Below are 25,880 nucleotides of genomic sequence, written 5' to 3' on the forward strand. Positions count from 1 at the left end.
CGCAGCACCATGACCTGCATGCTCCTCCTGGATTGGCGGGCAAGGCAAATCCCCGTAGCAGAAGTGACGCATCAATCGCCGGACTTCGGCTTCAACATCGCGCCGCAAGCGCGCAAGCAAGATTGTACTGGCACGTACCCTTGTCGTTGCCCTTACCGGGGCGGCCGAAGCGGTCGCGGAATAGATAATGGCTGACGAGTCCCGTGAACGCCTGCGTCCGAGCGCGCGTGCCGTCGCCCAGAATTCGCGCCACTGCCAGCTTGGTGTTGGCGTAGTGGATCGATTGCGGCGCACCGGCTTGTCCGGTCTCCGAACGGCTGGCGAAGAACGCGAATGCCGAGACGTGACCGCCCAGGAACGCTTCCGTTCTCTCGGCCGGATACGTCTTGATGAATGGCGCGTCCGAGTGCGGAAGGTCCATGAAGAACACGTGCAGTTTCTGCCGCCGAATTTCGGCGTGCTGTGGCAACCGCACGGGTGCTCGTTACAATCTGACTCCACCATATCGGTCACCCTGGTCATCTCACAGCATAACCGCAGTGCGCGGTGTGACGGTTGGAGCCCATCGTGACTTGGTTTCCGTGATGATGGTGCGGTTTTCTCGCACTGAAATCAGCTCGCTTCATGCAGGGGCCTTTGGCACAATGGCCAAAGCCTTTCATGCGAGACTCTCCATCACGCCAAGGCATGACATGTGCCGTTGCGGATGTGACGCTAAAGGCGAACAGCGCTGCCGTGCAGACAAACAGGGAAGGTCGGGTCATGATTTTTCTCCTATGAGGACGGCGCCCTTACGCCGCCGTCCGTTTGCTCAATGATGGTGGTGACGATGGCGATGCCCGCCGCCCCAGATGTAGATCCGCGGCACAAATCCATAGTACCCATGTCTACGGTGGCGGAGCCTCCACGAGCGGCGATGATGGTGGCCCCATCTCCGGTGACCGTGATGCCGCCAATGACGGCGGTGCCGATGTCGGATCTGCTGAACATCGGACGTGCTAGTCTGGGACAGAGCGATCCGAGCGCTGCCGGCCGGAACCATCGCTGTTGCGGCTGAAGTCCCGCCAAATGCGGCAAGCGTAGCGGCGAGGATGACTGCGAAACTTTGCTTCCTCATGGCACTTCCTCCTTTAGCGTTGGCTGTCACTTCTTGTGGTCGTGATCGGCGTCCTTTTGGTTTTCACCTTCGTGCGACGATGCCTCAAACGTGGCGCCGTCGATTTTCGCGCATTCGTCCTTTGTCAGTTCTTTCCAGCCCGGCTTTTCGCACGCGGCATCGCCCTGACAGACGGACGGGCCCGAGCAGTGACCGTGCTCCTCGCCCGCAAGGGCCGCCGCTGTAAAAAGAGATGCCGTCGCAATCGCGATGATGATTGGCTTGATCATAGGGATACTCCTGTTCCGCGTTTGATTGCCGTGACGGTTGTCAGTCGCGTCACCTCCTTTCAGGGATTGCCCAAATAAATGCGGAAGGTCAGCGCGCCGTGTTTCGGTGTAAAAGCCAGCGCGGCGAGCAAGCTGTCCTTGCCATGCGAAAGCTGATAGCGCGTCACCTGCTGACCCGGCCATGCGGGCGTGTCGTGTGGCGCCACGCCAAAACGTGCCTCAAACCCCGCCTTTACATCGTCGACGAGATGCGGGCTGACGGGCTGGGTGGTGAGCGAGCAGACGTACACTGGGGGCTTATGGTTGCTTTCCGAATGGACCAACGCATACGCACCGAACCTGTCGTGGAACGTCCACCCTCCATCGATGTGGGAAACGGCGCCACTTCTGCGAGTCAGGTCTTCATTCGGAGCAGGTTTCCATTTGCCAACCAGGGCAAGGGTCTTCAGGCCTTCCAGGCTCTCGCCGTGCGCGATACAGGTATTTGCGACCAGCCGCAGAAGATGCTCGACCTGTCGTGCATGGGCAATCTCCGTTGCAATTTTGGCAGTGTCGACCGTTGCCAGCCCGCCATCCCTAGCGCCACCGAGCAGGTCCACCAAACGCTGTCGCGCCGCAGCCGCTTCCTGGTCCTCAGCGTCGCGGCTGATGGCTCTTTCGTAGTCGGCAAGCGCCTGCTCAAGTTCCCGGCGGCGCACATGCACGATAGCCCGGTTGAAGTAACTGTCGCTCACGTCGGGCTGTAGGCGAACCGCCTCGTCCAAATCGTTAAGGGCTTCATCAAGCCGCCCGAGGTTGGACAACGCGTTTCCGCGATTCATGTTGGCGTAGGGCAGTCCGGGGCTGATCCTCAGGGCCTCGGTGAAATCTCGGACGGCCGCGATGTAGTCTCCCTTCGCATAATAGACATTGCCACGGTTGTAGTAGGCCAAGGCGCTGGCCGGATTGAGTGCAATCGCAGCGTTGAAGCCTGCCAACGCCCGATCCATTTCGCCCTTCATGTAGTCGGATGCGGCACGGTCATGGATAGTGGCGAAGTCGGCGGCCTCAGCAGACTCTCCGCGTTCAGCCGGAACCCCTGGAGCCAATGACGCGCCTGTCACGCAAACAAGGCCTGCCAAAAGGATGGCCAGATAGCGCTTCGGCGTCAGGGCAAGAGGCATGAAACGCGCACTCCGTCGTCAACAGGCCCGTAGGGCCGCTGGTGTCATTTCAGGGTACCGGGCGGGTAAAGACCTTCGACGAGCGGTAAAAGCCCCTTGATCTTCGTTAGCGCGGTCGAGGCAGCATCAGCCTCATTGTGCTCGGCGCCGTGGTGTAGCTCGTCAACAGCCTTATCGAGTTGCTTGAGCGCAGAGGTGAGCTTGGCCTTCGATCCTTCGGCGACCATGTCCGACTTCTCCTGCAGCGTGTGCACCGCCGCTTCCATGTGCTCACCCGCTTCATGAGCCCCGGCCAGTTTATTGCCGCCAATGGCCGTCTCGGATTCGGTCAACTTCGCCGTGATTAACGTCCAGGCCTCTTTGACGTTGGCCGGTGGCGTTACCTTGAAGTGGGCCTCGTCCTTCCCGTGCGCGTGCTCCTTCCCATGCTCGTGGCCCTTGCCGTGGTCGTGGCCCTCTTCGGCCATCACAGGCAATGACAGGGCAACGACGACAGAGGCTGCGGCAGCCAGGATCGTTCGGGTGACGCTCATGCGACATGTTCCTTTGCAGTTTGGGTTTCTGGTTCGGCTTCGGCGGTGAACTCTTCGTTGAGGCAGAAGCGCTTGTAGAGCGCCGGCAGCACAATCAGTGTGAGCAGTGTGGCGGTGATCAGCCCGCCAATGACGACAGTTGCCAGTGGCTTTTGCACTTCGGCGCCCGTCCCCGTCGCAATAGCCATCGGAACGAAGCCGAGCGAAGCGACCAGCGCGGTCATCAGAACCGGGCGGAGGCGAGTCATGGCGCCTGCGATGATGGCCAGTTCGCCTTGCATGCCCTTGAGCCGCAGCTGGTTGATGTAGGTGACCATGACGAGACCGTTCAGTACGGCCACGCCGGACAGCGCGATGAAGCCGACTGCCGCTGAAATCGAAAACGGCATGTCGCGTAGATACAAAGTGAGGATGCCGCCGGAAATCGCTAGCGGCACGCCGGAGAACACCAGTAGTGCCTCGCGCACTTTGCCGAATGCGGTGAACAGCATCAGGAAGATGATGAAGAAGCACGCCGGTACGACGATCATCAGCCGACTGCGCGCCGCCTGCAGGTTTTCAAACTGCCCGCCCCAGGCCAGCCAGTTGCCTGGAGGCACCTGAACCTCGGTATCAATGCGCTGCTGCGCCTCTTCGACAAAAGAGCCAATGTCACGCCCGCGCACATTCGCCTGAACGACCACGCGGCGCTTGCCGTTTTCGCGGCTGATCTGGTTCGGGCCCTCCTCGACCACGAAGCGGGCCAGCGTTTTGAGAGGGATGAAGGAGGTCTTCGCGGAGTCGCCGTCCGTATCGGGCACCGGTACAGGAAGATTTTCCAGGGTTTCGAGGTCATCTCTGAGCCTGTCCGGCAATCTCACGAGGATGTCGAACCGGCGGTCGCCCTGGAACACGAGGCCCGCTTCCCGCCCGCCGACCGTAATTGAGATCACGTCCAGGACATCGCCGATGTTGAGGCCGTAACGAGATATGGCCTGCTTATCGAGCTTGACGTCCAACATGGGCAGGCCCGTGGTCTGTTCGACTTTGACGTCGGCCGCGCCCGGCACTTGCCGCAGCACGGATGCCACCTTGGTTGCCGTTGTCCCAAGCTCGTCAAAGTCGTCACCGAACACCTTGACGGCCACATCGCTGCGCACGCCTGCAATCAGCTCGTTAAAGCGCATTTGGATCGGCTGGGTGTACTCGTAGTTGTTGCCCGGCAGCAGGCCGACGGCCGCCGCAATCTTCTCGACCAGCTCAGCCTTGGTCATGCTCGGATCTGGCCAATCCGACTGAGGCTTCAGGATGATGAAGGTATCCGAGACGTGGGGCGGCATCGGGTCCGATGCCATCTCCGCCGTGCCTGTCTTGGAGAACACGAACGCGACTTCGGAAAACGCACGAACCGTTGCCTCGACCTTCAACTGCATCTCCTGCGACTGGGAGAGTGACGTTGACGGAATGCGCATGGCATGCATGGCGAGGTTCTTCTCATCCAGTGTCGGGATGAATTCCTGGCCAAGGCGCGTGAACAGGAACAGCGAGAACAGGAAAAAAGCGACCGACATCCAGATGACGCTGGTGTTGTCGGCCAGCGCGTTGCGTAACGCCGGTTCGTACATGCGCTTGGAATAACGGATGATCGCGCTTTCTTTTTCTTCAACGCGTCCGGTCACGAACAGCCCGATCATGGCAGGCACGAAGGTCAGCGACATGACGAATGCGGCGAGCAGCGCAATGATGACGGTCAGTCCCATCGGCTCGAACATTTTACCTTCCACGCCGGTGAAGGTGAGGAGCGGCAGATAGACGGTGATGATGATGATTTGCCCGAACACTGACGGCTGGATCATTTCCTTGCTGGCGACCATCACCTCGTGCAGTCGCTCGGAGACGTTGAGCAGCCGGCCTTCGTGGTGCTGACGCTCGGCCAGTCTGCGCAGGGCGTTTTCGGTGATGATCACCGCACCGTCGACGATGAGCCCGAAATCGAGTGCGCCAAGACTCATGAGATTGGCGGAAATCCCGGCTTCCACCATGCCAACCGTGGTGAAAAGCATCGTGATGGGAATGACCAGCGCGGTGATGAGTGCGGCGCGCAGGTTGCCGAGCATCAGGAACAGCACGACGATAACCAGCAGCGCGCCTTCTGCGAGGTTTTTGACTACGGTTTTGACGGTTGCATCAACCAGGACTGTGCGGTTGAGCACGGTCTTAATGGCGATATCCGGCGGCAGTGACTTGGAGATCGTTTTGATTTTCTCGTCAACAGCTGCTGAAACGATGCGGCTGTTGCCGCCCTTCAGCATCATCGTGGTGCCAACGACCACCTCATACCCGTTCTCGCTGGCCGAACCGGTGCGCAGTTCGCGGCCGATCCCAACCTCTGCGACGTCTTTCAAGTGAACCGGGACGCCGTTGCGATTGGCGATGATAACATTGCCGATGTCGGTCGCGGTTTCCAGCCGCCCGTCGGCACGGACGATGTAGGATTCGCCCTTTTGCTCGATGTATCCGGCACCGACGCTGGTGTTGTTGCGCTCCAACGCGTTGATGACATCGGTGAACGTCAGCCCCAGGGACAACAGCTTCTGCGGATCAGGCTGAACCTGGTATTGCTGTTCGTAGCCGCCGATGGCATCCACCTCGGCAACGCCGGTCACGCCTTTAAGCTGGGGCCGGACGATCCAGTCCTGCACCGTGCGCAGGTACATGGAAAACTCGAAATCCTTACGCAGAACTAGGCCTTCCGGCGTCAAGTAACTGCCATCGCTCTGCCAGCCTGGTTTGCCGTCTTTGACCTCCGCACCCTTGCCGCGAGGATGTTCGAAATGGACCGTCCACATGTAGATTTCGCCGAGGCCGGTCGAAACGGCACCCATGCGTGGTTCAGCCCCCGCCGGCAGGTTGGCTTTAGCCTGGTTCATCCGCTCCGACACCTGGGCGCGCGCAAAGTAGATGTCGACGTTGTCCTCAAAAACCGCCGTGACCTGCGAAAACCCGTTGCGCGACAGCGAGCGCGTGTAGGAGAGCCCCGGTATTCCAGCGAGTGCAGTCTCTATCGGGAAAGTGACGTTCTTTTCGATCTCAAAGGGCGACAACGCTGCCGCTTCCGTATTGATCTGGATCTGGTTGTTGGTGATGTCCGGCACGGCGTCGATCGGCAGCCGTTGCAGCGAATAGAGTCCGAATGCCGACGCGGCGGCAACCAGCAAGACCACCAGCACGCGGTGGGTGAGGGAGAAACTCAGGATGCGTTCAATCATGGCCGGTTCTCTCCCCCTCAATGCTCATGCTCGGCTTCGGCTTTGCCGAGCTCGGCCTTGAGCGTGAAGGTGTTGGAGGTGGCGACCGTTTCGCCGAATTCGAGCCCTGAAATGATCTCGACGTATTTCGAATCCTCGCGGCCCGTTGTCACCGGCCGCGCACGGAAGCCGCCGCTTTCGCTGACGAACACCACCTTGGACCCCTTGACCGTCTGAATGGCGCCAGCGGGCACCAGAATGTCGACTTCCTGCTCTGACGCGATGAGGCGCGCATCCACATAGTCGCCGGGCTTCCAGATGCCTGAAGCGTTGTCCAGTTCGGCGATGGCCTTGGCTGAGCGGGTCTCGGCATCGATCACGGGGCTCAGCGCGAAGATCCTTCCACTTGCCTGCCTAGTGCCCGATTGCACGCGCACCATTTGACCTTGTTTGGCGAACGACAGGTCATTGGGCGCAACAGCTAACTCAATCCAGACCTTTGCCGGATCGGCGATCGTGAACACTTCTTTGTCGGTTCCAACGGTCTGGCCGAGCACCAGGTCACGCGCGGTGACCTGACCGGCGATGGGCGCCCGCAGCTCGTAGATGCGAAAACTGCTCTCGTCCCCGATCTTGGGTAGCCGTTTAATTTCGTCGTCAGAGAGTCCGATTGCGTGCAGGCGCTGATGCGCAACATCGAGCCTGATTTTGGCTTCTGCGTGAGCGTTGCGGGCGGCGAGGTATTCCTGCTCCGCGGTCACCTTCTGCTTCCACAGTCGCTCTTCCCGCTCATAAGTTGAGCGCGCCAGTTCCTCGGTGCGCGACGCCGCCAGAAAATCAGCCTTTGCATCGGCCATTTCGCGGCTGTCGATCGTGGCAAGAAGATCGCCAACAGCTACGGTATCGCCAAGTTGCCGATCAACGCTCGCCACGGTACCGGTCAGTTTGGGTACAACCCGGGCCTGGGCATTGGCATTCATCGTTATCCGGCCTGGAGCAGCGACTTCCTTGCTGAGCTTGCCGGAAGCCGCCGGCTGCATCTCGATTGTTGCAGCCTTGATCTGTTCGGCACTCAGTTTGATCAGCCCTTCCGACGATTCACCTTCTTCCTTGCCGTGGGCATGACCGTGCTCATCCTTCTCACTAGTAGCCTCTTTAGCGTGGTCGCCGTCGGCTTTCGCAACCGGTGCTATCTCAGGGCTAGAAGGCCACATCGATTCCCAAACCGCCCGGACGAATCCGTCCTCACAGACCTTCGCGCCGAAGCCCTCAGCCGCATGGTCAGCATCCTGCTCTTCTCCATGACCGTGGCCATGCCCATGCGCATCCACCTTCGCGGGTCCGCACATGGAGCTGGTCTCGCGATACGCTACGAACAAGCCCAAAAGAGCTGCTGCAATGGCTAGGGTAAGTTTCGAGGTGAACTTCATTTAGCAACGCTTTCCTAGAATTCCTTGATGTCGCGCCCGATAAGCGCTTCGACCTTGACCCGTGCCTTTTCGTAGTCGGCGCGGGCATTGAGCAGATCGAGCCGCACCTCGAACACCGAGCGCTGAACATCGAGCACATTCAACAGATCGAACTTGCCCTCGTCGTAGCCGAGTTTGGTGCGATCGAAGGCCGTCTGCGCCACAGGCAGCACATCGCGCTTCAACCCATTGAGCTGCGTCGCCGCGACTTCAAGATCGCCAACGGCCTCAATCAGCGCGCGCAGAAGTTCGTCGCGCACAGCCAGCGCATCGGTCTCCGCCTTCGCAAGTCGGCTCTCGGCGGCGGCGATGTTGCCGTCATTGCGATCAAAAATCGGTAGCGGGATCGCTACGGACGCGACGATCGCCGTGGAGTCGTTCTCATTGAACTGACGCACCCCGGCACCAACGCGAAGGTCGGGGATGGCTTTGGCATTCTCCAGATTCACCTGGGCGGCACGGCGGCCAACCTCATCACTCCAGCGCGCCAGCGTTGGATTGCTATCGAGAAAGGTTTTCAATGCTTCAACGGAAGGCACGCTAATACCGTTGCCAAGCCGGCCAGCTGCTGCGCCGAAATCGGGCGCATGCGCACCCCATAGTGTCGAAAGCTTACGCTTGGCCGCATCCAGCCGCGCCTTCTCCGCACCCTGAAGGGCCTTGGCTCGCGCGGCCGCCACCAAAGCACGATCCAGCTCGATCGGACTGGCCTTGCCGGCCTTGACGCGGGCATCGACGCTTTTGCGCGTCTTCTCTGCTATCGAGACAAACTCACCCAGGACCTTCACCCGCTCCTGCGCGGTGAGCACGTCCACGAACGACTGGGCGGCCAAGGTCGCCATCTGGACGCGGATGCCCTCGTAGTCCCACGTGGCGAGGGACGTCTCGAGTTGAGCGGCCTGCAGACGCGCATAGCGCTTGCCGCCGAGTTCAATGAGCTGGGTCAGACTGGCAGTTTCCTCAGCGACATCGAAGTCGCGCTTATCCTTTGAGCCGCCGAAGTTCTCGACCTCCAGCAACAACTCTGGATTGGGCCGGCGTGAGGCTTGAAAGGCTTCACCATCGCGAGCCTGAATTTCGTGGTAGGCCGCGCGAACGGAGGGATTGTAAGCCAACGTCCGGCTGACTGCGTCGCGCAGCGTCAGACGGTTTTCATAGCTTAAGGTCGACGTAGCGCTGACTGATGGAAACATTACCGGTCCGGCTTCCCCGGACACTGCCGTTTCCGTGCTCCAGCCGGAAAGTTCTTCGCCCGTTGCGCCATAGCCCGAGCAGGCCGTGGCCATCGCCACAGCCAGCCAGAAGTAAAATTTAGAACGTTTCGCCATAGGGCCCCCAGGCATCGAATCAAGTTTTGCGCCGTCAGCAAGTGTGCCGACGTGCGCAGCCAAAGATCAGACGGGAGGCGCTAAATGAGGAGGATAACCGTGCTCAAGGCGTCAAGACGCGGGTCGCCGGACAGCGCCACAGCATAGCTGCTCGAAGCGACAAGGATTTGCTCCGGCTGGAACACGAGAGGTGTGGTTCCGATTTGCAGCGGCGAATCACCGCCGTCATCCGTCGACTGCTTCTTGATCGAGGAGAACGTGACCGTTGCCGTCGCCTGAAGACCGATGTCGATGCAATCCGGGCCGTTCTCCAGACTGACAGTTTGCGAAGCCTTTTCTGGCGCAACGTCAACGACATGGTCGTTCTGGTGGTGCATGGAGCTGTGGACGAACTCCACCATCCGGTGGCCGTCGTTGCCGATGCACAAGCGCATCGACCCGGCAACCACGGTGGCCGGGATAAACAGCGCAAGCAGCAAAACGGTTAAGGATCGTCGCATGGTATGATCATAGACTCCTCATCCAGAAGCACTATCAAGATTTTCTGCTGCTTGGCAATCCGGCAAGGCAGGTGTTGCCTGTATGCACATCAGTTATATTTCCGTAACGAGGAGATCAGATGGGCGCCGGTCACGACCACGGGCATACGTCATCCAGCGCATCCGCGCTGACAAAAGCCCTGGCGCTGACAGGGACGTTCCTGGTCGTCGAGGTGGTGGCCGGTATCTTGACCGGCAGCCTGGCGCTCATTTCCGATGCCGCGCACATGCTGACCGACACTGCCGGGCTCGCGATTGCTCTCGCCGCCATCAAGGTGGGCGAACGGCCTGCCGACAGCCGGCGGACCTTCGGCTACCGCCGCTTCGAAATTCTTGCCGCAGCCTTCAACGCGATCCTGCTGTTCGGTGTGGCTGCCTACATTCTGTATGAAGCCTACCAGCGGGTTCTCGCCCCAACTGAAATCCAATCCCTACCAATGCTCGTGGTGGCGTTCCTCGGCCTTCTCGTGAACCTTGCCGCCATGCGACTGCTGGCAGGCAACGCACAGTCGAGCCTCAACGTGAAAGGCGCCTATCTGGAAGTCTGGAGCGACATGCTCGGCTCGATTGGAGTCATGGCCGCTGCCATAATCATTTGGCTCACCGGTTGGCGTTGGGTCGATCCGCTGGTTGCCGTGGCGATTGGATTATGGGTGCTGCCGCGAACGTGGCAGCTCTTTAGTGAGACCATGAACGTTCTGCTGGAAGGCGTGCCCGAAGGCATCAACGTGGTCGCGATCGAAACGGCGTTGCGCGCCGTCCCCGGCGTGCGTGACATTCACGACCTCCATGTGTGGGCACTGAGTTCTGAGATGCCGTCCTTATCGGTCCATCTCGTGCTCGGGGACGCGCCGGACGCGGATAAAGTTCGCGAGAAAGCAGCCGAGCTGCTCGAAGAACGCTTTAGTATTGATCATGTCACGTTGCAGACCGAGCGAACGGACTGCCGTGACGGGCGCGATCAGCACGGGCTGCACTAGGCCAGGCTGTAAGGAGCGTTTCCACCATCGGCTTTCATCAATGCCGTGGATCGATCGGAGCCAGCGCTTCAATAATTCGGCACTCGCCAATGGTGCCGCGACCGCAATAGCGGATGATACTGTCGAGTTCGCGCCGTAGAGCCTTTAAATCGGCCAGTTTGCGATCGACGTCTGCGAGATGGTCGCGAGCGATGACATCGACAGCTTCGCAGGAACGCTGCTTCTGATCCGACAGACCCAGAAGTTCCCTCACCTGCTCCAGGCCAAAACCCAGATCGCGGGCACGACGAATGAAGCTCAGTCGACCGAGATCGCTTTTCCCATAGGCGCGGTAGTTTCCACTCGTCCTATCAGGGGCGGGAAGTAATCCGATCCGCTCGTAATAGCGGATCGTCTCGACCTTGGTGCCGGTTGCTTTGGACAAATCGCCGATCGTGAGGACGCCTGAACTCATAAGTGTTGACCCTGTAGTTACTACAGGGTGCAGTATGATCTCATAACGAGAGAAAGTCCAAAAAACGTGACAGCTGTCGAACGACCCTCAACAAACATCCACGCGCTCAAGATGGGCGTCGAGGGCATGGATTGCGGCGCGTGCGCGCTCAAGATCGAGAACGCCCTGAAGCGTCTCCCCGGCGTTGCCGACATCAACGTCAATTATGGCGCCGAGACGCTGGACCTGAACCACGACGCGGATCAGAGCTCGCGCCAAGCGATAGAGGACAAGATCCGCAGCCTTGGCTACACGCCGCGTGCACTGGCGACTGAGCAGGTCATCTCGACCCATTTGACCGAGCGGGCTGATCGGCCGTGGTGGCAAACGCGCAAGGGGCAACTTGTCCTTGTGAGCGCAGTCCTGCTTGCAGCGGCGGCAATTGTCGCCTGGGTTGCACCCGACCTCTCATTTTACGCTTATCTCTCAGCCGCCGTCATTGGTCTCGTCCCCATAGCGCGCCGCGCGGTCATGGGCGCCATGTCTGGCACGCCTTTCAGCATCGAAACGCTCATGAGCGTAGCGGCGGCCGGAGCCGTTGCCATCGGCGCGACCGAGGAAGCAGCGGTTGTGATTTTCCTCTTTGCCGTCGGTGAGCTTCTGGAGACCGTTGCGGCAGGTCGCGCAAGGGCTGGCATCAAAGCACTAATCGGATTGGTGCCGCGTACCGCCAAAATCGAGCAAGATGGCGAAGTGCGGGAAGTGCCCGTCGAACAGCTGCGTGTCGACGATGTCGTCGTGGTGCGACCCGGCGACCGGGTTCCATCAGACGGAAAAATCATCGAGGGGACGTCGGAACTCGACGAAGCCCCCGTCACGGGCGAATCGGTTCCCGTCCTTAAGACTATTGAGGCGATGGTCTATGCCGGCAGCATTAACGGCAACGGCTTGCTCAGGATATCAATCACCAAGACCGCAGCCGACAACACCATCGCGCGCATCATTCATCTGGTGGAGCAGGCACAGACTTCTAAAGCGCCTACGGCCCGCTTTATCGACCAGTTCGCAGCGTACTATACGCCAGCGTCAATGGTCGCTGCGGCGCTGATTATCATCATACCACCGTTGCTCTTTGGGGCAGACTGGGAAACCTGGATCTACCGCGGCCTTGCTACCCTACTCATCGCCTGCCCCTGCGCGCTTGTTATCTCTACGCCTGCCGCCATTGCCTCCGGTTTAGCGGCCGGGGCCCGACGCGGGCTTCTCATCAAGGGCGGTGCAGCCTTGGAGACTCTCGGCAAGATCAAGACCGTCGCCTTTGACAAGACTGGCACCTTAACCGTTGGCAAGCCACAGGTGACCGATGTCATTGCCATCGAAGGCGACGACAGTGAGGTGCTGGCGAAAGCTGCCGCCGTCGAGCAGGGGTCCAGCCATCCGCTCGGATTTGCGATTATCGCAGCGACCAAGATGCGCGGGCTCACCATACCAGAAGCCTTCGGCGGCGCTTCTGCGGTTCCAGGCAAAGCCGTTGTCGCGCGTCTGCGCGATGGCTTTATCTCGGTCGGCTCTCCGCGTCATGCAGCCGAATTTAACCTGCTGCCCCCTTCCTTCGAGAGCGTGGTGCAGCGGCTTGAGGCGGAAGGAAAGACAGTCGTGATCGTGGCCACGAATGAGCGCGCGCTCGGCCTTATTGCGCTCCGCGACGAACCGCGCCCCGATGCCGTAGCCGGGATCAGGTGGCTAAAGGCGCTCGGCGTGGACACCATCATGCTGACCGGCGACAACCGGCGCACGGGTCAAGCCATAGCCAGCGCCCTTGGCCTCGATGTACGCGCCGAGCTGTTGCCTGAAGCAAAACTCCAAGCCATTGCTGAACTCAAGACGGCTGGCCCAGTGGCCATGGTGGGGGATGGCATCAATGACGCGCCTGCCCTTGCGGTATCCTCAGTCGGCATCGCGATGGGGGGCGGGACCGATGTCGCGCTGGAAACCGCCGATGCAGCCTTGCTCAGCAACCATGTCACCGGCGTTGCTGAACTTGTCAGTCTCGCGCGGGCGACCTTATCGAATATCTGGCAGAATATCGCGCTCGCGCTCGGGCTGAAGGCCGTGTTTCTGGTCACGACACTGCTCGGTGTCAGCTCGCTGTGGATGGCCATCCTCGCAGATACAGGGGCCACCGTGCTGGTGACCGCAAATGCGTTGCGCCTGCTGCGATTTCGTCCGGCAGCGACAGCATCGTCTCAGGAGATCGCATGAGCAGCGCAATGGACACCTTGGCACCGCCCCGCCTGACACGACTGTTCGGATTGGCGGCGATCCTTATCGCCTTCGTTTTGGATCAAGCCACGAAGTTGATGGCGTTAGCGGCGCTTGAGCGTGGGAGCGTCCAATTCGTGCTGCCATTCTTCGATCTGCGTCTCAGTTTTAACCAAGGGGTATCTTTCAGCATGTTCGCTGAGACATTCGCGGACCGCCCTTTGCTTCTGGCCGGAATTACGCTCGTCATCGTTGCGCTATTTGGGTTTCTCCTGATCCGATCAACCACCCGGTGGGAGGCCGCCGCGTTCGGATTGATCATTGGCGGCGCGCTTGGCAACTCTTTGGATCGTATTCGCGTTGGCGCGGTTGTTGATTTCCTCGATTTTCATGTCTGGGACTATCACTGGCCCGCGTTCAATCTCGCGGATGCAGCAATCGCGGTCGGCGTCATCGTCCTGCTGGCAATCACATCGCTCGGCAAAAATGACGATATCGCGTCGCGAGGGACTGCACGATGACTACAGCCCTTCAAATTTACCGACCGTCACTTTGGACGGCGGCGCTGGCCAACGGCTGTTGGCCTGGGCGCGTCACGCTGACCGCAGAAGGCCTCAAGCTCGTCCTCGGCGTGTTTCTCGTCTTGGCGGGCCTAATGACCCTGTCGGGGAGACCGATCGTGCACTTCAAACCTCTGTTGAGCAAGTCATGCCGCCCTGGTTGCTGCATGTTACCACTCGCATCTGAGCCGCATGCCAATCCCTGAAGCCATGAGACGATGACACCATGAAGCTTTATCCTATCCGCGAGGCATTGGAGCAAAATCAAGTCGCCCTGTACTTCATCAGCGTCGTTCTCGGACTTGCTGTTTCCTGGGCATGGCCGGGAAGCGGCGCCTTGGAGCCGCTTATTAATCCGACGCTTGCGCTGATGCTGTTTGTGACTTTTCTCCAGGTGCCGCTCGCGGATCTTGGAAAGGCATTCACGGATGTCCGCTTTCTGTCCGCGCTGGCCGTGGGCAACTTCATTGTGGTTCCGCTGCTCGTCGCAGTGCTCATTACTTTTTTGCCGAGGGAGCCGCTGCTCGTCATAGGGGTCCTGTTCGTTCTGCTAACGCCCTGCGTCGATTACGTGGTGACGTTCTCCCACCTCGGCCGCGCCGACGCCAAATCCCTTTTGGCCTCGACTCCGTTGTTGCTGTTAGCACAGATGGCGTTGCTCCCGCTCTATCTTGGCGCCTTCGTTGGAGACGATGCCGCCGCTCTGGTGCAGCCAGGGCCCTTCGTTCACGCCTTTGCCCTCTTGATAGCCGGTCCACTTCTTCTTGCAGCGGGCTTCCAAGTCCTCGAACGCAGGGTCAAAGCCGCAAAAATAGGGGTGGCCGCACTTGGTATCCTGCCGGTCCCAGCCACAGCCCTGGTCTTGTTCGTCGTCATTTGCTCGGTGGTGCCGCAGCTCGGCCCTGCCATAAGCAGCGTGATGAAGGTGGTGCCGATTTACGTGGCCTTTGCGCTGGTCGCGCCCGTGGCGGGCTGGCTTGTCGCCCGCGCATTCTCTCTTCCACCGGATCAAGGCAGAGCCGTCGCGTTCAGTGCTGCGACGCGCAATTCGCTGGTTATCCTGCCCTTGGCGCTTTCTGTCCCAGGCGCAATCCCAGTCATCCCCGCAGTGATCGTGGCACAGACATTGGTGGAGTTGCTCAGCGAGCTGGTCTACATCCGCGTTATTCCGCGGTTCCGAATTTAGATCCGAGCTGTTCGGACAATGCCGCAGAATCTATCTCCTAGGATTTCAGTTTCCTTAGAAATGGCAGTGAGCGTATCATGATACGCTGACGCTTGCGGTTACCCGCGCAGAGCTGGTTGGGTTAGGTTTGATCCAAGTCAAGTACGGAGCGCTGACACCGACTTAAGAAACGATGACCGGTTCCTGCAAGCAAGCCACAATGAAGAAATCAGAAAGAAAGACGTAGCATTGAGGAGTAAAGCACATGACCATGCGTAAATGGGTGATCGCAGCGGCACTCCTGGCAGCGGCTGCGACTGGTTCGCTGGCTCAAGACCAAAAACAGGGTCAGCATATGCCGATGGGTCAAGGCATGGGGATGATGGGTGGCTGTCCCATGATGGGCAGCAACATGGGAATGGGCATGATGGGTCAGGGTATGCGGGGGATGATGGGCCCAGGCATGACGGGCAATATGCCGATGGGTATGGGTATGATGGGTCAGGGCATGGGACCAGGCATGATGATGGGCATGGGTCCCATGATGGAAGGCCGTCTTGCCTATCTGAAGGCCGAACTGGGCATCACCGACACGCAGGCCGCGGCTTGGGACGGCTACGTGAGCGCGGTCAAGGCTCGCGGCGATGCCATGCAAAGCATGCACACGACGATGATGCAGGCGATGCAGGGCGGCACGGCCATTGACCGTATGAACGCCCATACCACGGCTATGCAGAGCATGATGGACAGCATGAATGCGCTCAAGCCAGCAACCGAAGCGCTCTACAAGGTTCTGAATGACGACCAGAAAAAGAAGGCTGATATGCTGCTCGGCATGGGCTGTTGCATGATGTGAGAGAATACATGAGTTATTACTTCAACAAGGTTTTGTTGATGGGCTTCGATGACGTCGTCACTCTGACGGCCGAGAAGCTCAAGGAGCAGGGTTTTGGCAACATCACCGAGATCGACGTGACGAAGACACTCAAGAGCAAAATCGGCGTTGAGTTTCGTCCATACCGCATTCTGGGAGCGTGCAACCCTGCGCTGGCCCACGAGGCGCTCAAGCTCGAGGACAAGGTCGGAACGATGCTTCCCTGCAATGTCATCGTTCAGGAGCTGGCACCGGGGCGCGTCGAGGTGGCAGCGATCAACCCGGTCGCCTCGATGGCCGCCATCGACAATCCCGCGCTACTCGACAAGGCAGCGTTTGTCCGAGCAAAGTTGGAAAAGGTCATTGAATCATTGTGCGGAGGCGACAGACGACAGCCACACGGCGTCTGAATTTGGTCTGCACTCCTGGCGGGAAGCCTCTCGCTGGCCTGCCCGCACCAACGCCACGTGTACTCAGTGTTCTACGCTTTGTACCGCGACCTAGCACTTCTTCGCTTCCGTAAGCCGTCGGAGGTGCCTGTAGAGCCGGCCGATGCGCAAGGAACTCTGTGATGTAATTGGCGCGCGAACGGCCAAAATTGCTGACGTGGATTCTGGCCCACGCACACGCTCGGCTCTTTAGGAGATCGAGCGATTGACCAGCGTGAGGAACGGCAATCGATCGCCTATTTGAAGGCATAAGGATCGTCATCATCGATCGGCTCCTGCACATATGCAGTCGGACCTGCCCGATACTCGGCCAGAAGCGCCGCCTCGTTCTCCGGCGGCCCCCACGGGGCATTCGGATTTTCTTGCAAGCGCCGTTGATAATCCATCGTCCAAACAGCATACCGCTCCCATTCCTCGCGCGACATCTCACGCGCCGGCATGGCCGGATGTCGATCACCGATCCCGAAAAGCTCGTAAGCCAAGATGGCTGTTTCGGGTACCTTGCACAGTGCGCTCATCGGAAAACCAAACTCATCCGGCTGCGCAAACCAGCCCCCTCGCACCTCCTCGTCGTTCATGTGCACGTAGGGCTTCTGCTGATACTGCGCGGAAAAATTATACGCCCCCATGTCCATCATGCGACGGTAGAGGGGCACCCAGCTGTCGATCTTGGGCGCCAGCGGATAGCCTTTCTGGCGCGTGATGACGCCACCGCGCGACAGCTTCCACTCTTCGTGCTCGGTGGCAATCGCCGGCAAGTTGAGGTGCGTCCATGGCAGCTCGCCTGACAGCAGATGGCCACTGAGATCCTCGTGATGCAGCCGCTGCATGACGACGACGACCCGGCCTTTGTCCTTATCGTTCAGCCTTGGGATGACCTCGGCATCGAACCACTTGTTGACGGCCCGACGGCGCGGCTCGTCGTGCACGCGGGCCGGCGCGATCGGATCATCGACGACAATGAGGTCGGCGCCACGACCGACCAGGATGCCGCCAACCACGCCCGAGATCCGCTGGCCGCCATGAGGCAGATAGAGGTTGCCGCCGCGGCCCTCGGGCTTCAGATGCGGAAACAGGGCCTGGCAACGCTGCGACCGCAGAAGGTCTTGCGTCGCGCGCTCGAAGTCCCCGGCCAGCTCACGCGAGCCGGCGATCGACATAATCTTGAGTTCGGGATTGCGTCCGTGCATCCACACCGGCAGCGCAATTGAGGCCGCCAGCGACTTCAAGCATCGCGGGGGCAGGTTGATGATGAGCCGCGTGATCTCGCCTTTGGCCACCCGCTCCAGATAGTCAGCCAGCACATCGATGTGCCAGGTGTCGACCAGTGCCGTCTTGGGGTTCAGCTCCCGAAACGCAAATCTCAAGAAGGCCGAGAAGTTCGACCGGTAGAGCGCCTTGATCTGTTCAGCCTTGGTCATTGTCGTCTCCTGTCGGTGGCGATCCGAGCGCCTTCAGCAACTCGGCGTCATCCGCCTCTGTCGCTGTGAAGGGCTCGATGTCCTTGTGCTTCTCGAGGTGCGCGAGGACGAGCTGCATTGGCTTCTGGTCGCCACTGATGGCGCGGTTGACGAGTTGCTTGATCAAGGCTTCGCGCTTGCTCAAGCGGATCTCGCGGCCGCCTTCCTTGAGCACGACCGTCTGATCGAGCTCGCGCTTGATCATGGCTTCGATGCTGCGGCTCTTGCGCGGTCGGCCGCGCGGGTTACCCGACTGACCTGGTCTGAACCGGCTGTGCATCGGAGGCCTGCAGTAGCCGACTTTGTCGTCATCCTCGGCACTCATGATGAGACCTCCGAGCACCCGCTCTGCACAGAGGCGGCCTCGCCAAGCCGCTCGGCCGCGACCTCCGCAAATGTCTGCCCCGTCGCCGAAAGGCGGGCCTCGACACCCGAGACGCCACTCACGCGCTTCACGATGGTGTCGCAGTAGACGGGATCGAGTTCGATCCCATAGCCGCGTCGGCCCGTGCGCTCGGCGGCGACCAGCGTCGTGCCCGAGCCGGCGAACGCATCGAGGACGATTCCCCGACGCCTCGAGCAGTCGAGAATGGCGTCCGCGACAAGCGCGACCGGCTTGACGGTCGGATGCATCGCCAAGTCCGCCTCACGCGTCGCGCTGAAGGTGTTGGCGCCGGCATAGGTCCACACATTCGTGCGGTAGCGGCCATGGCGGCCGAGTTCGACGTTGTTGATATGGGGCGCGGTGCCACTCTTGAAGACAAAGACCATCTCGTGCTGTGAGCGGTAGAGCGACCCCATGCCGCCGTTGGTCTTGTTCCAGACGCAGATGTTCTTGAGCTCGTTGAACGTCCGGCCGCCAGCGGCGAGAACTTCGCCAAGGTGGCGCCAGTCCATGCACACAAAATGGATCGCGCCATCGATGGCGCGAAGAACGAGGTTGGCGAAAACGCGCTCAAGAAAGGCCGTGAATTCGGCTTCCGTCATCTCACCAGACGCAAACGCGAACTCGCGGTGTTTGACCGCGCCGAGGCCCGAGACATGGCCATCGATCTTCACGTTGTAGGGTGGGTCCGTGAAGACCATCTGCGCTTTGGCGCCATCGAGCAGGCGCGCCGAGGTTTCGAGGTCGGTCGCATCGCCGCAGATCAAGCGATGGCCGCCGGTCTGCCAGAGGTCGCCGAGCCGCGTGACGGCTGGACCGTCGGCCGGTGGCGGCACAACGTCGTCTGCGTCGGGTTTCGCCTCAGCCTCGCCAAGCAGAACGTCGATCTCGGCCATTTCGAAGCCTGTGATCGTGACGTCGAAGTCAAGCTCAAGCGTCGTTAAATGCTGCAACTCGATTCTGAGGATCTCGCGATCCCAGCCGGCCTTCTCGGCGAGCTTATTGTCTGCGAGGATGTAGGCGCGCTTCTGAGCGTCGGTGAGGTGTTCAAGGCGCAAGCACGGCACGGTAGCCAAGCCGAGCTTCTTCGCGGCTTCGACGCGGCCGTGGCCGGCGATGATGGTCCCGGCCTTGTCGATGAGAACCGGGTTATTGAAGCCGAAGGCCTTGATGCTCGATGCGATCTCGGCGATTTGCTTGGGACTGTGCGTTCGCGCGTTGCTGCTGTATGATTTAAGGGCAGCAACGGCGACGTGCTCAATGGCGAGCTTTGCAGACATAGGTCGGGGCTCCGAAAGACAGAGTTCGACCTTCTTATCTATTGGACTGTCACAGCACGGTCATCGACGAGAAATCGAGAGTTTTCTCTCAACAGCGGGTCAGGCCTTTTTCTGCGAGGCCTTCCTCACCTCGTAGGCAATGTTCCGCACCCGCTCCCATCCGATGTTCAGTTTGAGACGTGCCTGAACCATGCGGGCGGCTCGCTCGCTAGGCGGGCCCTGCCACCATTCGGCTCTCCGAATTCGTCGCCACCCTTCAAGCCCACACGCGGCTTGTCGCCACGCCAACCAAGATTCGCGTCGGTCAAAACTCGTGGCAATGAACATCTTTGTAAACTGACGGCCAGGGGTAATCCGCCCGCGGCCCTGACGCTTCTTGGCCTTGCCGTCCAGGCGATCGCTCAGATGAGCGAGTACAATTTGTGGAATAGGTTCGCGAGCGTTCCGCTTGATTTCAACGACAAGGTAGCTGGTTTCGATCCAGGCTTTGGGATCGGCCTCAAGGTTGCGCTGAGCGGAGGCGAATGGGCTGAGATCGCTCGCGCATTCGCTGGAACTGTTTTTCGCAGAAGTCCGTCCACGCCCTTGCCGCCTCTTTGCCTTACCGTTGAGGCGTTCGCTCAGATGGTCGAGCACAATTCGTGGAATGGGTTCGCGAGCGTTTGCCTTGATTGAAGCGTGCAGATAGGTCGTCTCGACCCAAGCCTTGGGATCGGCCTCAAGCTTGCGCTTGGCCGAGGCGAAAGGGCTGAGATCGACGTTGCGACGGTTAACGATCTTCGGTTTCTTGGCCATGGCGCTTAACTCAGAGGCTTCATTATCGTCGTTAAGCAAACCGCATGCCAGCCTGCCGGCTGTTCACCATTGGTGGTCAGATGCGAAGTAGCGAAAGTTTCGTTGACGCCGCTAGAAGGACCCTCAGGGTAGCCAACAAGTTTGAAGCGGGGACGACAAGGCCGCCCCCGCTTCGTGCTCGTCTCAAATATTGTCCAGGTCAGTTGCGACTTGGCAGCTTCACCACGATTTCGAGGGTGGCCTTTGCGAAAAGGACTTCCTCATCTGAGTTCGCAAAATGCGAAAGCATGTCTTCAGTGCCTTCGCGGATGAAAGCCTCCGGCTCGACCAAGACGCCATTGTCGATCGGCATCGAGACGATGCATCTCCGAAGTGCTGTGCGGTAGGGTAGGCGCTTCGCTGGTTTTTTCATGGTCAGCTCACTCGTTATCACCCGGACGATCGGGCGATCGACTAATTAGGCCATGCGCTACCTTCCAGCATCGACAAGAAAACAGCAGATTTCCGAGTCCAAGTCGGCGTGCCTGGCGGTTGGCCGTCCTTAAGAGGCACTCGATTCAAAGGTCGCCTGCTATCGAGAATAATGTCGCTGTTACTCTGCTGACGTTCACTGTTCCGCGTCACAATATTACCTGATCCGAATGCAGGGAATTGACGCGCTGAAGCCCCACTTTTCGCCTGAATTAGCGACTGAGTTCTGGGTAAACGCGCCGAAAATGCGGAAAATTCCCTGTTATTGGCCCGGACATACTGAGACCCGTTCGCGCCAGACTGCCAGCACAGCCAGCCTTTTCACCGATTTCGTGGGTTCTCCCGTTCGCACCGCGCGGTGTTGAAAGCCGCCTCATTTCCGTGGGTTACCGGCGTGGCCAGTGTCGAGGCGGGTCCTGAGACGGGAGGCCTCCCTTCGCAGGCCGATCCTGACAGAATATCTCTGGCACGACTTTTCGGGGCGGGCGGAATTTTTCTAAACGCGACTGCTGGGACCGCGAGGTGAACCTGCGGTGCGCGCGCTGAGACGACCAGTCGAGTGGCAGACTTGCCGAGGTTCTCAAGAGACGCTTGGCACTCAGTTCTGGCGGCTGCCGACCGCTTAGTATGTCATCGATGATGCTCGGGGCGAGGTAGCAGCGGCGCATCAGAGCGGTGAGATACCCTTTGCTCTTCCCGCGACGCGCAGTGATCGCATTCAACGTCTCGCTAGTATCGGCCAATACGTCATCGCGAACAGCGAAGGCTTCCTGGATCAGCCGGACCAGCGTCGGATCGACTTTCTCCGCCATTGCTTCCCGTCGCATAGTGATCGTCGAGATCTTGGACTTTGAAATTTTGTCAGCTCGTACCGGTGATCGTCGTCACATACTACCTGATTGGTCTCCCAATTATGTGCACGGCATGGAGACGGCAGGCGCACACTAGGAGCTTCCATGAGACAACTCACAGCGCTCCGCGGACTCCCGAAGAGCAGTTTGAAAATCTCGTGGCAAGCGGGGAAGTGTCTACGGCTGAAATCGTTTGATAGCTGGTCATGCAGCTATCCGACGCCGACGCAATAATGGCCGACGTAGCGGGCTGACAAGCTGATAAACTGGGCGCGTTGAGCAAAATAAACACACCGACGTCTCAACACAGCCAAGCCTGATACCGCTTTGAAAAGTAATGAATTAGCTGCTCTTGTTGGCTTCTCGCTCGCTTCAGAAAAGCAATATCGTGATAAGAATTTCGGCATCGTGATACAATGCCGCACGACGTTTGACCTGTATCAAATCTTTAGTCTCGCCCGCTGGCGAGGCCAGAGATTGCAAAAAAGCAAACCGGGCGCTGGCATCTACCTGCGCACACGGACGCGTCAGAGGAAATGCACTTCACGCCGTCCCGAGCGGCGACGGAGGACCGTAATGCCGCTGATTACACCCGAGGAGCTGCCGATCTGGGTTCCAGGCGAACTGACCGTCGATAGTGCTTCTCAAAACTGGAAGGATGTACGGGTCCGCGGCTATCACTATCAGTCGCTGGACGTCCCCATTCCCGCCATGCGGGATTACGTGATCGTGGTTTATCGCGACGGGCTCACCCCGATGAATCGCAAAGTGTGTGGTCCATGGCGAAATGAGCAAGTTGGCCCTGGTACCGTTTCGCTTTTGACTCACTCGACGGATTCCCATTGGCATTGGTCCGTGCCGATTGAAGTGCAGCACCTTTATATTTCGCCGGAGAAAGTTGCAGAAATCGCCAGCGATGCCTACGGTCGGGATATCAAAGTCGTCGAGTTACAGGATATTCTGCGAGCCGACGATCCTGCTTTGATCAATGCCATGACGACGCTGATGAACGAGTTGAACACCGGCGGGCTCGGCGGCACCTTGTTCGTCGAGGCGGTTACAAACCAAGTGTGCGTGCATCTTCTGCGGAACTATGCGGCAGAGCTTCGCGAAGCCAAACAGGCCAGAGGCGGCTTGTCACCCCTGCAGACAAAGAGGGTGAAAGAATTCATCGAAGGAAACCTCGATCGAAATTTGAGCCTCGCCGACATAGCAAAAGTGGCAGGGATTAGCGTTTTTCATCTGATCCGCCAATTCCACGAGACGTTCGGCTGTCCACCGTATGTATATCTTACTTTGCGCCGCCTTGAGCGAGCGCGATGCATGATTGAGGCAGGCGACACGCCGTTGAAATGCGTCGCAGCCAGCTGCGGCTTTTCGGATCAAAGCCACATGACGAGGCTGTTCCGGCGCGAGTTCAAGATCACGCCCGGTGAGTACCGGAAAAACGCCAACACGTAGCGAGCGTGGTCATGTTCTCTGGGAACCACAGCGCAAGCAAGTTACGCTGGTAGTTCCTGTTGTTGCCGTCAGCCGACCACCACATCGCTGATCTGAATGACCGGCGTTGCATCCGTGTAGTTCTTTATGTCCGCCAGAATGTCGCCGGCGTTTGGGCCGAATCCGGCTTGGAACGCCTCGACCGAGTCGCAGAAGATGTGACACATGCCGATATAGGTGGGGGGTGCGCCGGGCGCGCCACCGGCAATGCCTTTGTCGACCGTGTAAAACTTACACTTGTCGCCCATCTTGTTTTTGACCAGCGGCATATGCTTGTCGCGGTAGTAGTCGTGATCAAACCGCATTCCCGAGGTGTAGGGATACATTACGCTGACTTTTATCATCTCGTGTCTCCGATCGCCTATGGCAGCTTTAGCCAAGCAGTTAAGCAGGCATGCTCAGCAAGTCGTTCAGGTGTTGATCGATCTGACCTGCAAACGTAGCATCTGTTCCAAAAAGCCCAAGATGCCCGTCGATCGTGTTGATCGGTCGGAATTCAGCACCGGCTATCATCTTGCACTCCCTCTCGCAATCCGCCGGCGGAAAGAACATGTCATGGCTAATCGGCATAACGAATGTCTTGGCCTTTATGCGGCGAAGCGCTGCGCTCAAGTCTCCGTTGGTATTTCGCGCAACGTCGCCGCGCTGCCACTTCCAAGCCATGGCCAGAAGATCGTTGGGGTCCATGGGGCCAAAATACCCGCCCATGAAGTTGATCGTGAAATCCTCAAGGGAAGAGAAACCGAGCTGCTGATATCGCTTTTGAACGAAGAATTCGGTGCTCCAGCCCATTACGCCCCACAATTTTGCGTGCCGTAGAAGGCCTTCGCGCACGCATTCGGAGCGTGAGTAGAAGCCATTGTTCCATGATGTATCCGAAGTGATCGCCTCTATAAGCGTCTCGGCGAAAAGGAAGTCGTGGGTAGTGTTTTGCGCCGTTCCGGCGATCGGTGCCGCTCGGGCCACCATGTTAGGGAAGCGTACCGCCCACTCGTAAGTTTGTTGCGCGCCCATTGAGCCGCCGGTTACGAGCGCTAGGCGCTGAATGCCGAAGTCCTTCGTCAGCACCTTGTATTGCGCCCGTACGTCATCGCTGATCCGGACTTTCGGGAAGTTCCCCATTCCGCCGGGGAGCGGTGTGTTGTGTGGCGACGTCGATAGCCCGTTCCCGATTTGATTGATGATGATAATGAAGTACTTGCTGGGATCGAGCGCGCGGCCTGCGCCTGTATATACGTCGGCCATGATCTTAGAAGTGCCGGAATACCAAGTCGGAATCAGTATCGCGTTGTCTTTCGCGGCATTTAGCGTGCCATAGGTGGCGACTGCGAGTTGGCAGTTGCGGATCGTACCACCGTCTTCGAGAACGAAGTCGCCGATGTTGTGAAGTTTGTAGGGTCCATGCACATCTTGCGAATAAAATGCGTTCTCAATCATGTTGTCCTCCCGAACTTTCTTTGGCCGTTCAATCGGCTTTCTGGCTGGCAGTCTCGGAACTTGGGGCGATATGCTCTAGAACATTCAGGTTCTGGATTTGGAATGATATTGCCCGCGCAGGCGCGACAGGCATTTCTGATGACACAAGCTCGGGCGGAGCGGTCAGCTGGCACGCTTGCCTCCCCGTTCAGCCTCTCGACGTCATCGGGAATGGCGTGATGCATACGGTGCGCCAACAGGGCCGCCTCGACACGATTTCGGCAACGGGCCAGCTTGAAGATCACCGACACGTGCGCCTTGACGGTTGTCTCCGCAATGTTGAGTTCCTGAGCAATGGCCTTGTTCGTCAGAGCCTTGCCAATCAGAAGGAACACGCGCAATTGTTGCGGTGTCAGCTTTCTAAGTTCGACGAGATCGGCGGGCTTGAGAGCTTGTCGTTGCGCGCAGGAATAAGCGTCTTTCATTCATCCAGCCTTACTTCTCGTTCAGGCGGCTCATTCAGCAAGGATAACTCCCGCTGGCAAATTCCACCAACGGATGAGGCAGATCGGCGACGGTTATTTGGGGGCGTTCGCACGACGATATCGTTACACGAAGCAGGTTCTTCAATTCCCGGAAGTTACCTGGCCAGTCGTGCCGGCACATAATATCCCGTGCGCGCGAACTCAAAGTAATGTCCTTACCTTGAACCTTGGCCTCCTCGGCGGTCATGCGGTCGATGACATGCCCCAGATCTTGTCGCATGCGCAAGGCAGGCAGCATCACGCGCACGCCGCTGATACGGTAGTACAGATCTTGGCGGAACCGTCCCTGTGCAACGAGGCCAAGCAAGTCACAGTGAGTGGCGCTGATGAATCGAATATCGAGTGGGATGCTCTTGTTGCAGCCGAGCGGGTTGACCGATCTCTCTTCGAGTACTCGCAGCAGATACGCCTGCATATCGAGTGGCATGTCGCCGATCTCATCGAGAAAAAAGGTTCCGCCGCCGCTCTCAACGAGCTTGCCGGCGTAACCGCTTTTTGCACCGTCCGTGAACGTTCCAGGAGCATAGCCAAAAAGTTCGCTGGCCAGCAGGGTGCTCGGAATCGCGGCGCAATTAAAGGCAACAAATGGCTTTCGTGATCGATTGCTGGCGGTGTGAACCGCACGTGCAAGCGTATCTTTTCCTACGCCAGTTTCCCCGAGAATGAGGAGCGGAAAATCCTTATCTGCAATCTTGCGGCACAATTCAACCACGCGCGCCATCGCAAAGTCGTTGCCCGCCAAATCATCAAGTATAGGCGCCATGAACACGTATCTTGGTTCCAGACCTGTAAGAAAAGAACAGCCACCC

The 25,880-nt window shown here is 59.0% G+C and carries 26 protein-coding genes and 1 pseudogene; 7 read left to right on the forward strand and 20 right to left on the reverse strand.

What is annotated here, in order from left to right; genetic code table 11:
- Nucleotides 1-136 precede the first annotated feature (136 nt).
- The 9 genes and pseudogenes from R3D51_11170 to R3D51_11210 form a co-directional block, all read right to left on the reverse strand.
- Nucleotides 137-445, reverse strand: a pseudogene (locus tag R3D51_11170) (IS21 family transposase).
- A 329-nt stretch (nt 446-774) separates the two neighbouring features.
- Nucleotides 775-990: a hypothetical protein gene (locus R3D51_11175; protein MEZ5900039.1), complete on the reverse strand. Its 216-nt coding sequence runs from the start codon at nt 988-990 to the stop codon at nt 775-777.
- Nucleotides 991-1,143: 153 nt separating this feature from the next.
- A complete protein-coding gene (locus tag R3D51_11180; GenBank protein ID MEZ5900040.1) occupies nt 1,144-1,386 on the reverse strand; it encodes a hypothetical protein in 243 nt (80 codons plus the stop codon).
- 59 nt (nt 1,387-1,445) lie between these two features.
- On the reverse strand, nt 1,446-2,549 hold the full coding sequence (locus R3D51_11185) for a tetratricopeptide repeat protein (GenBank protein MEZ5900041.1): 1,104 nt from the start codon (nt 2,547-2,549) through the stop codon (nt 1,446-1,448).
- Nucleotides 2,550-2,593: 44 nt separating this feature from the next.
- Nucleotides 2,594-3,082: a hypothetical protein gene (locus tag R3D51_11190; GenBank protein ID MEZ5900042.1), complete on the reverse strand. Its 489-nt coding sequence runs from the start codon at nt 3,080-3,082 to the stop codon at nt 2,594-2,596.
- Nucleotides 3,079-6,330, reverse strand: coding sequence for a CusA/CzcA family heavy metal efflux RND transporter (locus tag R3D51_11195; GenBank protein MEZ5900043.1), 3,252 nt, complete (start codon nt 6,328-6,330; stop codon nt 3,079-3,081). Before R3D51_11195 ends, R3D51_11190 begins: the two co-directional genes overlap by 4 nt.
- A 17-nt stretch (nt 6,331-6,347) precedes the next feature.
- Entirely contained in the window at nt 6,348-7,739 is a 1,392-nt protein-coding gene (locus tag R3D51_11200) for an efflux RND transporter periplasmic adaptor subunit (GenBank protein MEZ5900044.1), read from the reverse strand.
- A 14-nt stretch (nt 7,740-7,753) separates the two neighbouring features.
- Nucleotides 7,754-9,106, reverse strand: a complete 1,353-nt coding sequence (locus tag R3D51_11205; GenBank protein ID MEZ5900045.1) for a TolC family protein — start codon at nt 9,104-9,106, stop codon at nt 7,754-7,756.
- An 80-nt stretch (nt 9,107-9,186) separates the two neighbouring features.
- The gene (locus tag R3D51_11210; GenBank protein MEZ5900046.1) at nt 9,187-9,606 is read right to left on the reverse strand and encodes a hypothetical protein; all 420 of its coding nucleotides are present in this window, start codon (nt 9,604-9,606) and stop codon (nt 9,187-9,189) included.
- A gap of 119 nt (nt 9,607-9,725) precedes the next feature.
- On the opposite strand from R3D51_11210, the gene R3D51_11215 reads away from it, so the two are divergent.
- Nucleotides 9,726-10,625, forward strand: a complete 900-nt coding sequence (locus R3D51_11215; GenBank protein ID MEZ5900047.1) for a cation diffusion facilitator family transporter — start codon at nt 9,726-9,728, stop codon at nt 10,623-10,625.
- Nucleotides 10,626-10,662: 37 nt separating this feature from the next.
- Here the strand turns inward: R3D51_11215 and R3D51_11220 are convergent, their stop codons facing one another.
- Entirely contained in the window at nt 10,663-11,079 is a 417-nt protein-coding gene (locus R3D51_11220; protein ID MEZ5900048.1) for a helix-turn-helix domain-containing protein, read from the reverse strand.
- 126 nt (nt 11,080-11,205) lie between these two features.
- Here R3D51_11220 and R3D51_11225 point away from each other — a divergent pair, with 126 nt between their 5' ends.
- From R3D51_11225 to R3D51_11245, 5 genes are all read left to right on the forward strand, one after another.
- Nucleotides 11,206-13,320, forward strand: coding sequence for a heavy metal translocating P-type ATPase (locus tag R3D51_11225; GenBank protein MEZ5900049.1), 2,115 nt, complete (start codon nt 11,206-11,208; stop codon nt 13,318-13,320).
- Nucleotides 13,317-13,841, forward strand: a complete 525-nt coding sequence (gene lspA / locus R3D51_11230; GenBank protein ID MEZ5900050.1) for a signal peptidase II — start codon at nt 13,317-13,319, stop codon at nt 13,839-13,841. The genes R3D51_11225 and lspA overlap by 4 nt, the downstream gene beginning before the upstream one ends.
- A 265-nt stretch (nt 13,842-14,106) precedes the next feature.
- Nucleotides 14,107-15,066, forward strand: coding sequence for an arsenic resistance protein (locus R3D51_11235; protein MEZ5900051.1), 960 nt, complete (start codon nt 14,107-14,109; stop codon nt 15,064-15,066).
- 244 nt (nt 15,067-15,310) lie between these two features.
- The gene (locus tag R3D51_11240; GenBank protein ID MEZ5900052.1) at nt 15,311-15,901 is read left to right on the forward strand and encodes a Spy/CpxP family protein refolding chaperone; all 591 of its coding nucleotides are present in this window, start codon (nt 15,311-15,313) and stop codon (nt 15,899-15,901) included.
- An 8-nt stretch (nt 15,902-15,909) separates the two neighbouring features.
- Nucleotides 15,910-16,329, forward strand: coding sequence for a DUF302 domain-containing protein (locus tag R3D51_11245; protein MEZ5900053.1), 420 nt, complete (start codon nt 15,910-15,912; stop codon nt 16,327-16,329).
- 275 nt (nt 16,330-16,604) lie between these two features.
- Here the strand turns inward: R3D51_11245 and R3D51_11250 are convergent, their stop codons facing one another.
- From R3D51_11250 to R3D51_11275, 6 genes are all read right to left on the reverse strand, one after another.
- A complete protein-coding gene (locus R3D51_11250; GenBank protein ID MEZ5900054.1) occupies nt 16,605-17,789 on the reverse strand; it encodes a hypothetical protein in 1,185 nt (394 codons plus the stop codon).
- The gene (locus R3D51_11255; GenBank protein ID MEZ5900055.1) at nt 17,776-18,153 is read right to left on the reverse strand and encodes a DUF5681 domain-containing protein; all 378 of its coding nucleotides are present in this window, start codon (nt 18,151-18,153) and stop codon (nt 17,776-17,778) included. The genes R3D51_11250 and R3D51_11255 overlap by 14 nt, the downstream gene beginning before the upstream one ends.
- Nucleotides 18,150-19,493 (reverse strand): DNA methyltransferase, encoded by a 1,344-nt coding sequence (locus R3D51_11260; protein ID MEZ5900056.1) that lies wholly within the window; start codon nt 19,491-19,493, stop codon nt 18,150-18,152. Before R3D51_11260 ends, R3D51_11255 begins: the two co-directional genes overlap by 4 nt.
- Before the next feature lie 99 nt (nt 19,494-19,592).
- Nucleotides 19,593-20,288 carry a hypothetical protein gene (locus tag R3D51_11265; GenBank protein ID MEZ5900057.1) on the reverse strand — a complete coding sequence of 232 codons (696 nt, stop codon included), beginning with the start codon at nt 20,286-20,288 and terminating at the stop codon, nt 19,593-19,595.
- Nucleotides 20,289-20,487: 199 nt separating this feature from the next.
- Nucleotides 20,488-20,700 carry a hypothetical protein gene (locus tag R3D51_11270; protein MEZ5900058.1) on the reverse strand — a complete coding sequence of 71 codons (213 nt, stop codon included), beginning with the start codon at nt 20,698-20,700 and terminating at the stop codon, nt 20,488-20,490.
- A 445-nt stretch (nt 20,701-21,145) separates the two neighbouring features.
- Nucleotides 21,146-21,586 (reverse strand): hypothetical protein, encoded by a 441-nt coding sequence (locus R3D51_11275; GenBank protein MEZ5900059.1) that lies wholly within the window; start codon nt 21,584-21,586, stop codon nt 21,146-21,148.
- Nucleotides 21,587-22,186: 600 nt separating this feature from the next.
- Here R3D51_11275 and R3D51_11280 point away from each other — a divergent pair.
- Nucleotides 22,187-23,071: an AraC family transcriptional regulator gene (locus R3D51_11280; protein ID MEZ5900060.1), complete on the forward strand. Its 885-nt coding sequence runs from the start codon at nt 22,187-22,189 to the stop codon at nt 23,069-23,071.
- Between the two features lie 68 nt (nt 23,072-23,139).
- Here the strand turns inward: R3D51_11280 and R3D51_11285 are convergent, their stop codons facing one another.
- From R3D51_11285 to R3D51_11300, 4 genes are read right to left on the reverse strand one after another with little or no spacing between them, the layout of a single operon-like run.
- Nucleotides 23,140-23,454 carry an EthD family reductase gene (locus R3D51_11285; GenBank protein MEZ5900061.1) on the reverse strand — a complete coding sequence of 105 codons (315 nt, stop codon included), beginning with the start codon at nt 23,452-23,454 and terminating at the stop codon, nt 23,140-23,142.
- 40 nt (nt 23,455-23,494) lie between these two features.
- Nucleotides 23,495-24,547 (reverse strand): alpha/beta fold hydrolase, encoded by a 1,053-nt coding sequence (locus R3D51_11290; GenBank protein MEZ5900062.1) that lies wholly within the window; start codon nt 24,545-24,547, stop codon nt 23,495-23,497.
- Nucleotides 24,544-25,011 carry a LuxR C-terminal-related transcriptional regulator gene (locus R3D51_11295; protein ID MEZ5900063.1) on the reverse strand — a complete coding sequence of 156 codons (468 nt, stop codon included), beginning with the start codon at nt 25,009-25,011 and terminating at the stop codon, nt 24,544-24,546. The genes R3D51_11290 and R3D51_11295 overlap by 4 nt, the downstream gene beginning before the upstream one ends.
- A gap of 34 nt (nt 25,012-25,045) precedes the next feature.
- Complete coding sequence (locus tag R3D51_11300) at nt 25,046-25,834, reverse strand: sigma 54-interacting transcriptional regulator (protein MEZ5900064.1); 789 nt, start codon at nt 25,832-25,834, stop codon at nt 25,046-25,048.
- Nucleotides 25,835-25,880 lie beyond the last annotated feature (46 nt).

The organism is Hyphomicrobiaceae bacterium (genome assembly GCA_041397645.1).
In the GTDB taxonomy this organism is placed as follows: domain Bacteria; phylum Pseudomonadota; class Alphaproteobacteria; order Rhizobiales; family Hyphomicrobiaceae; genus Hyphomicrobium_B.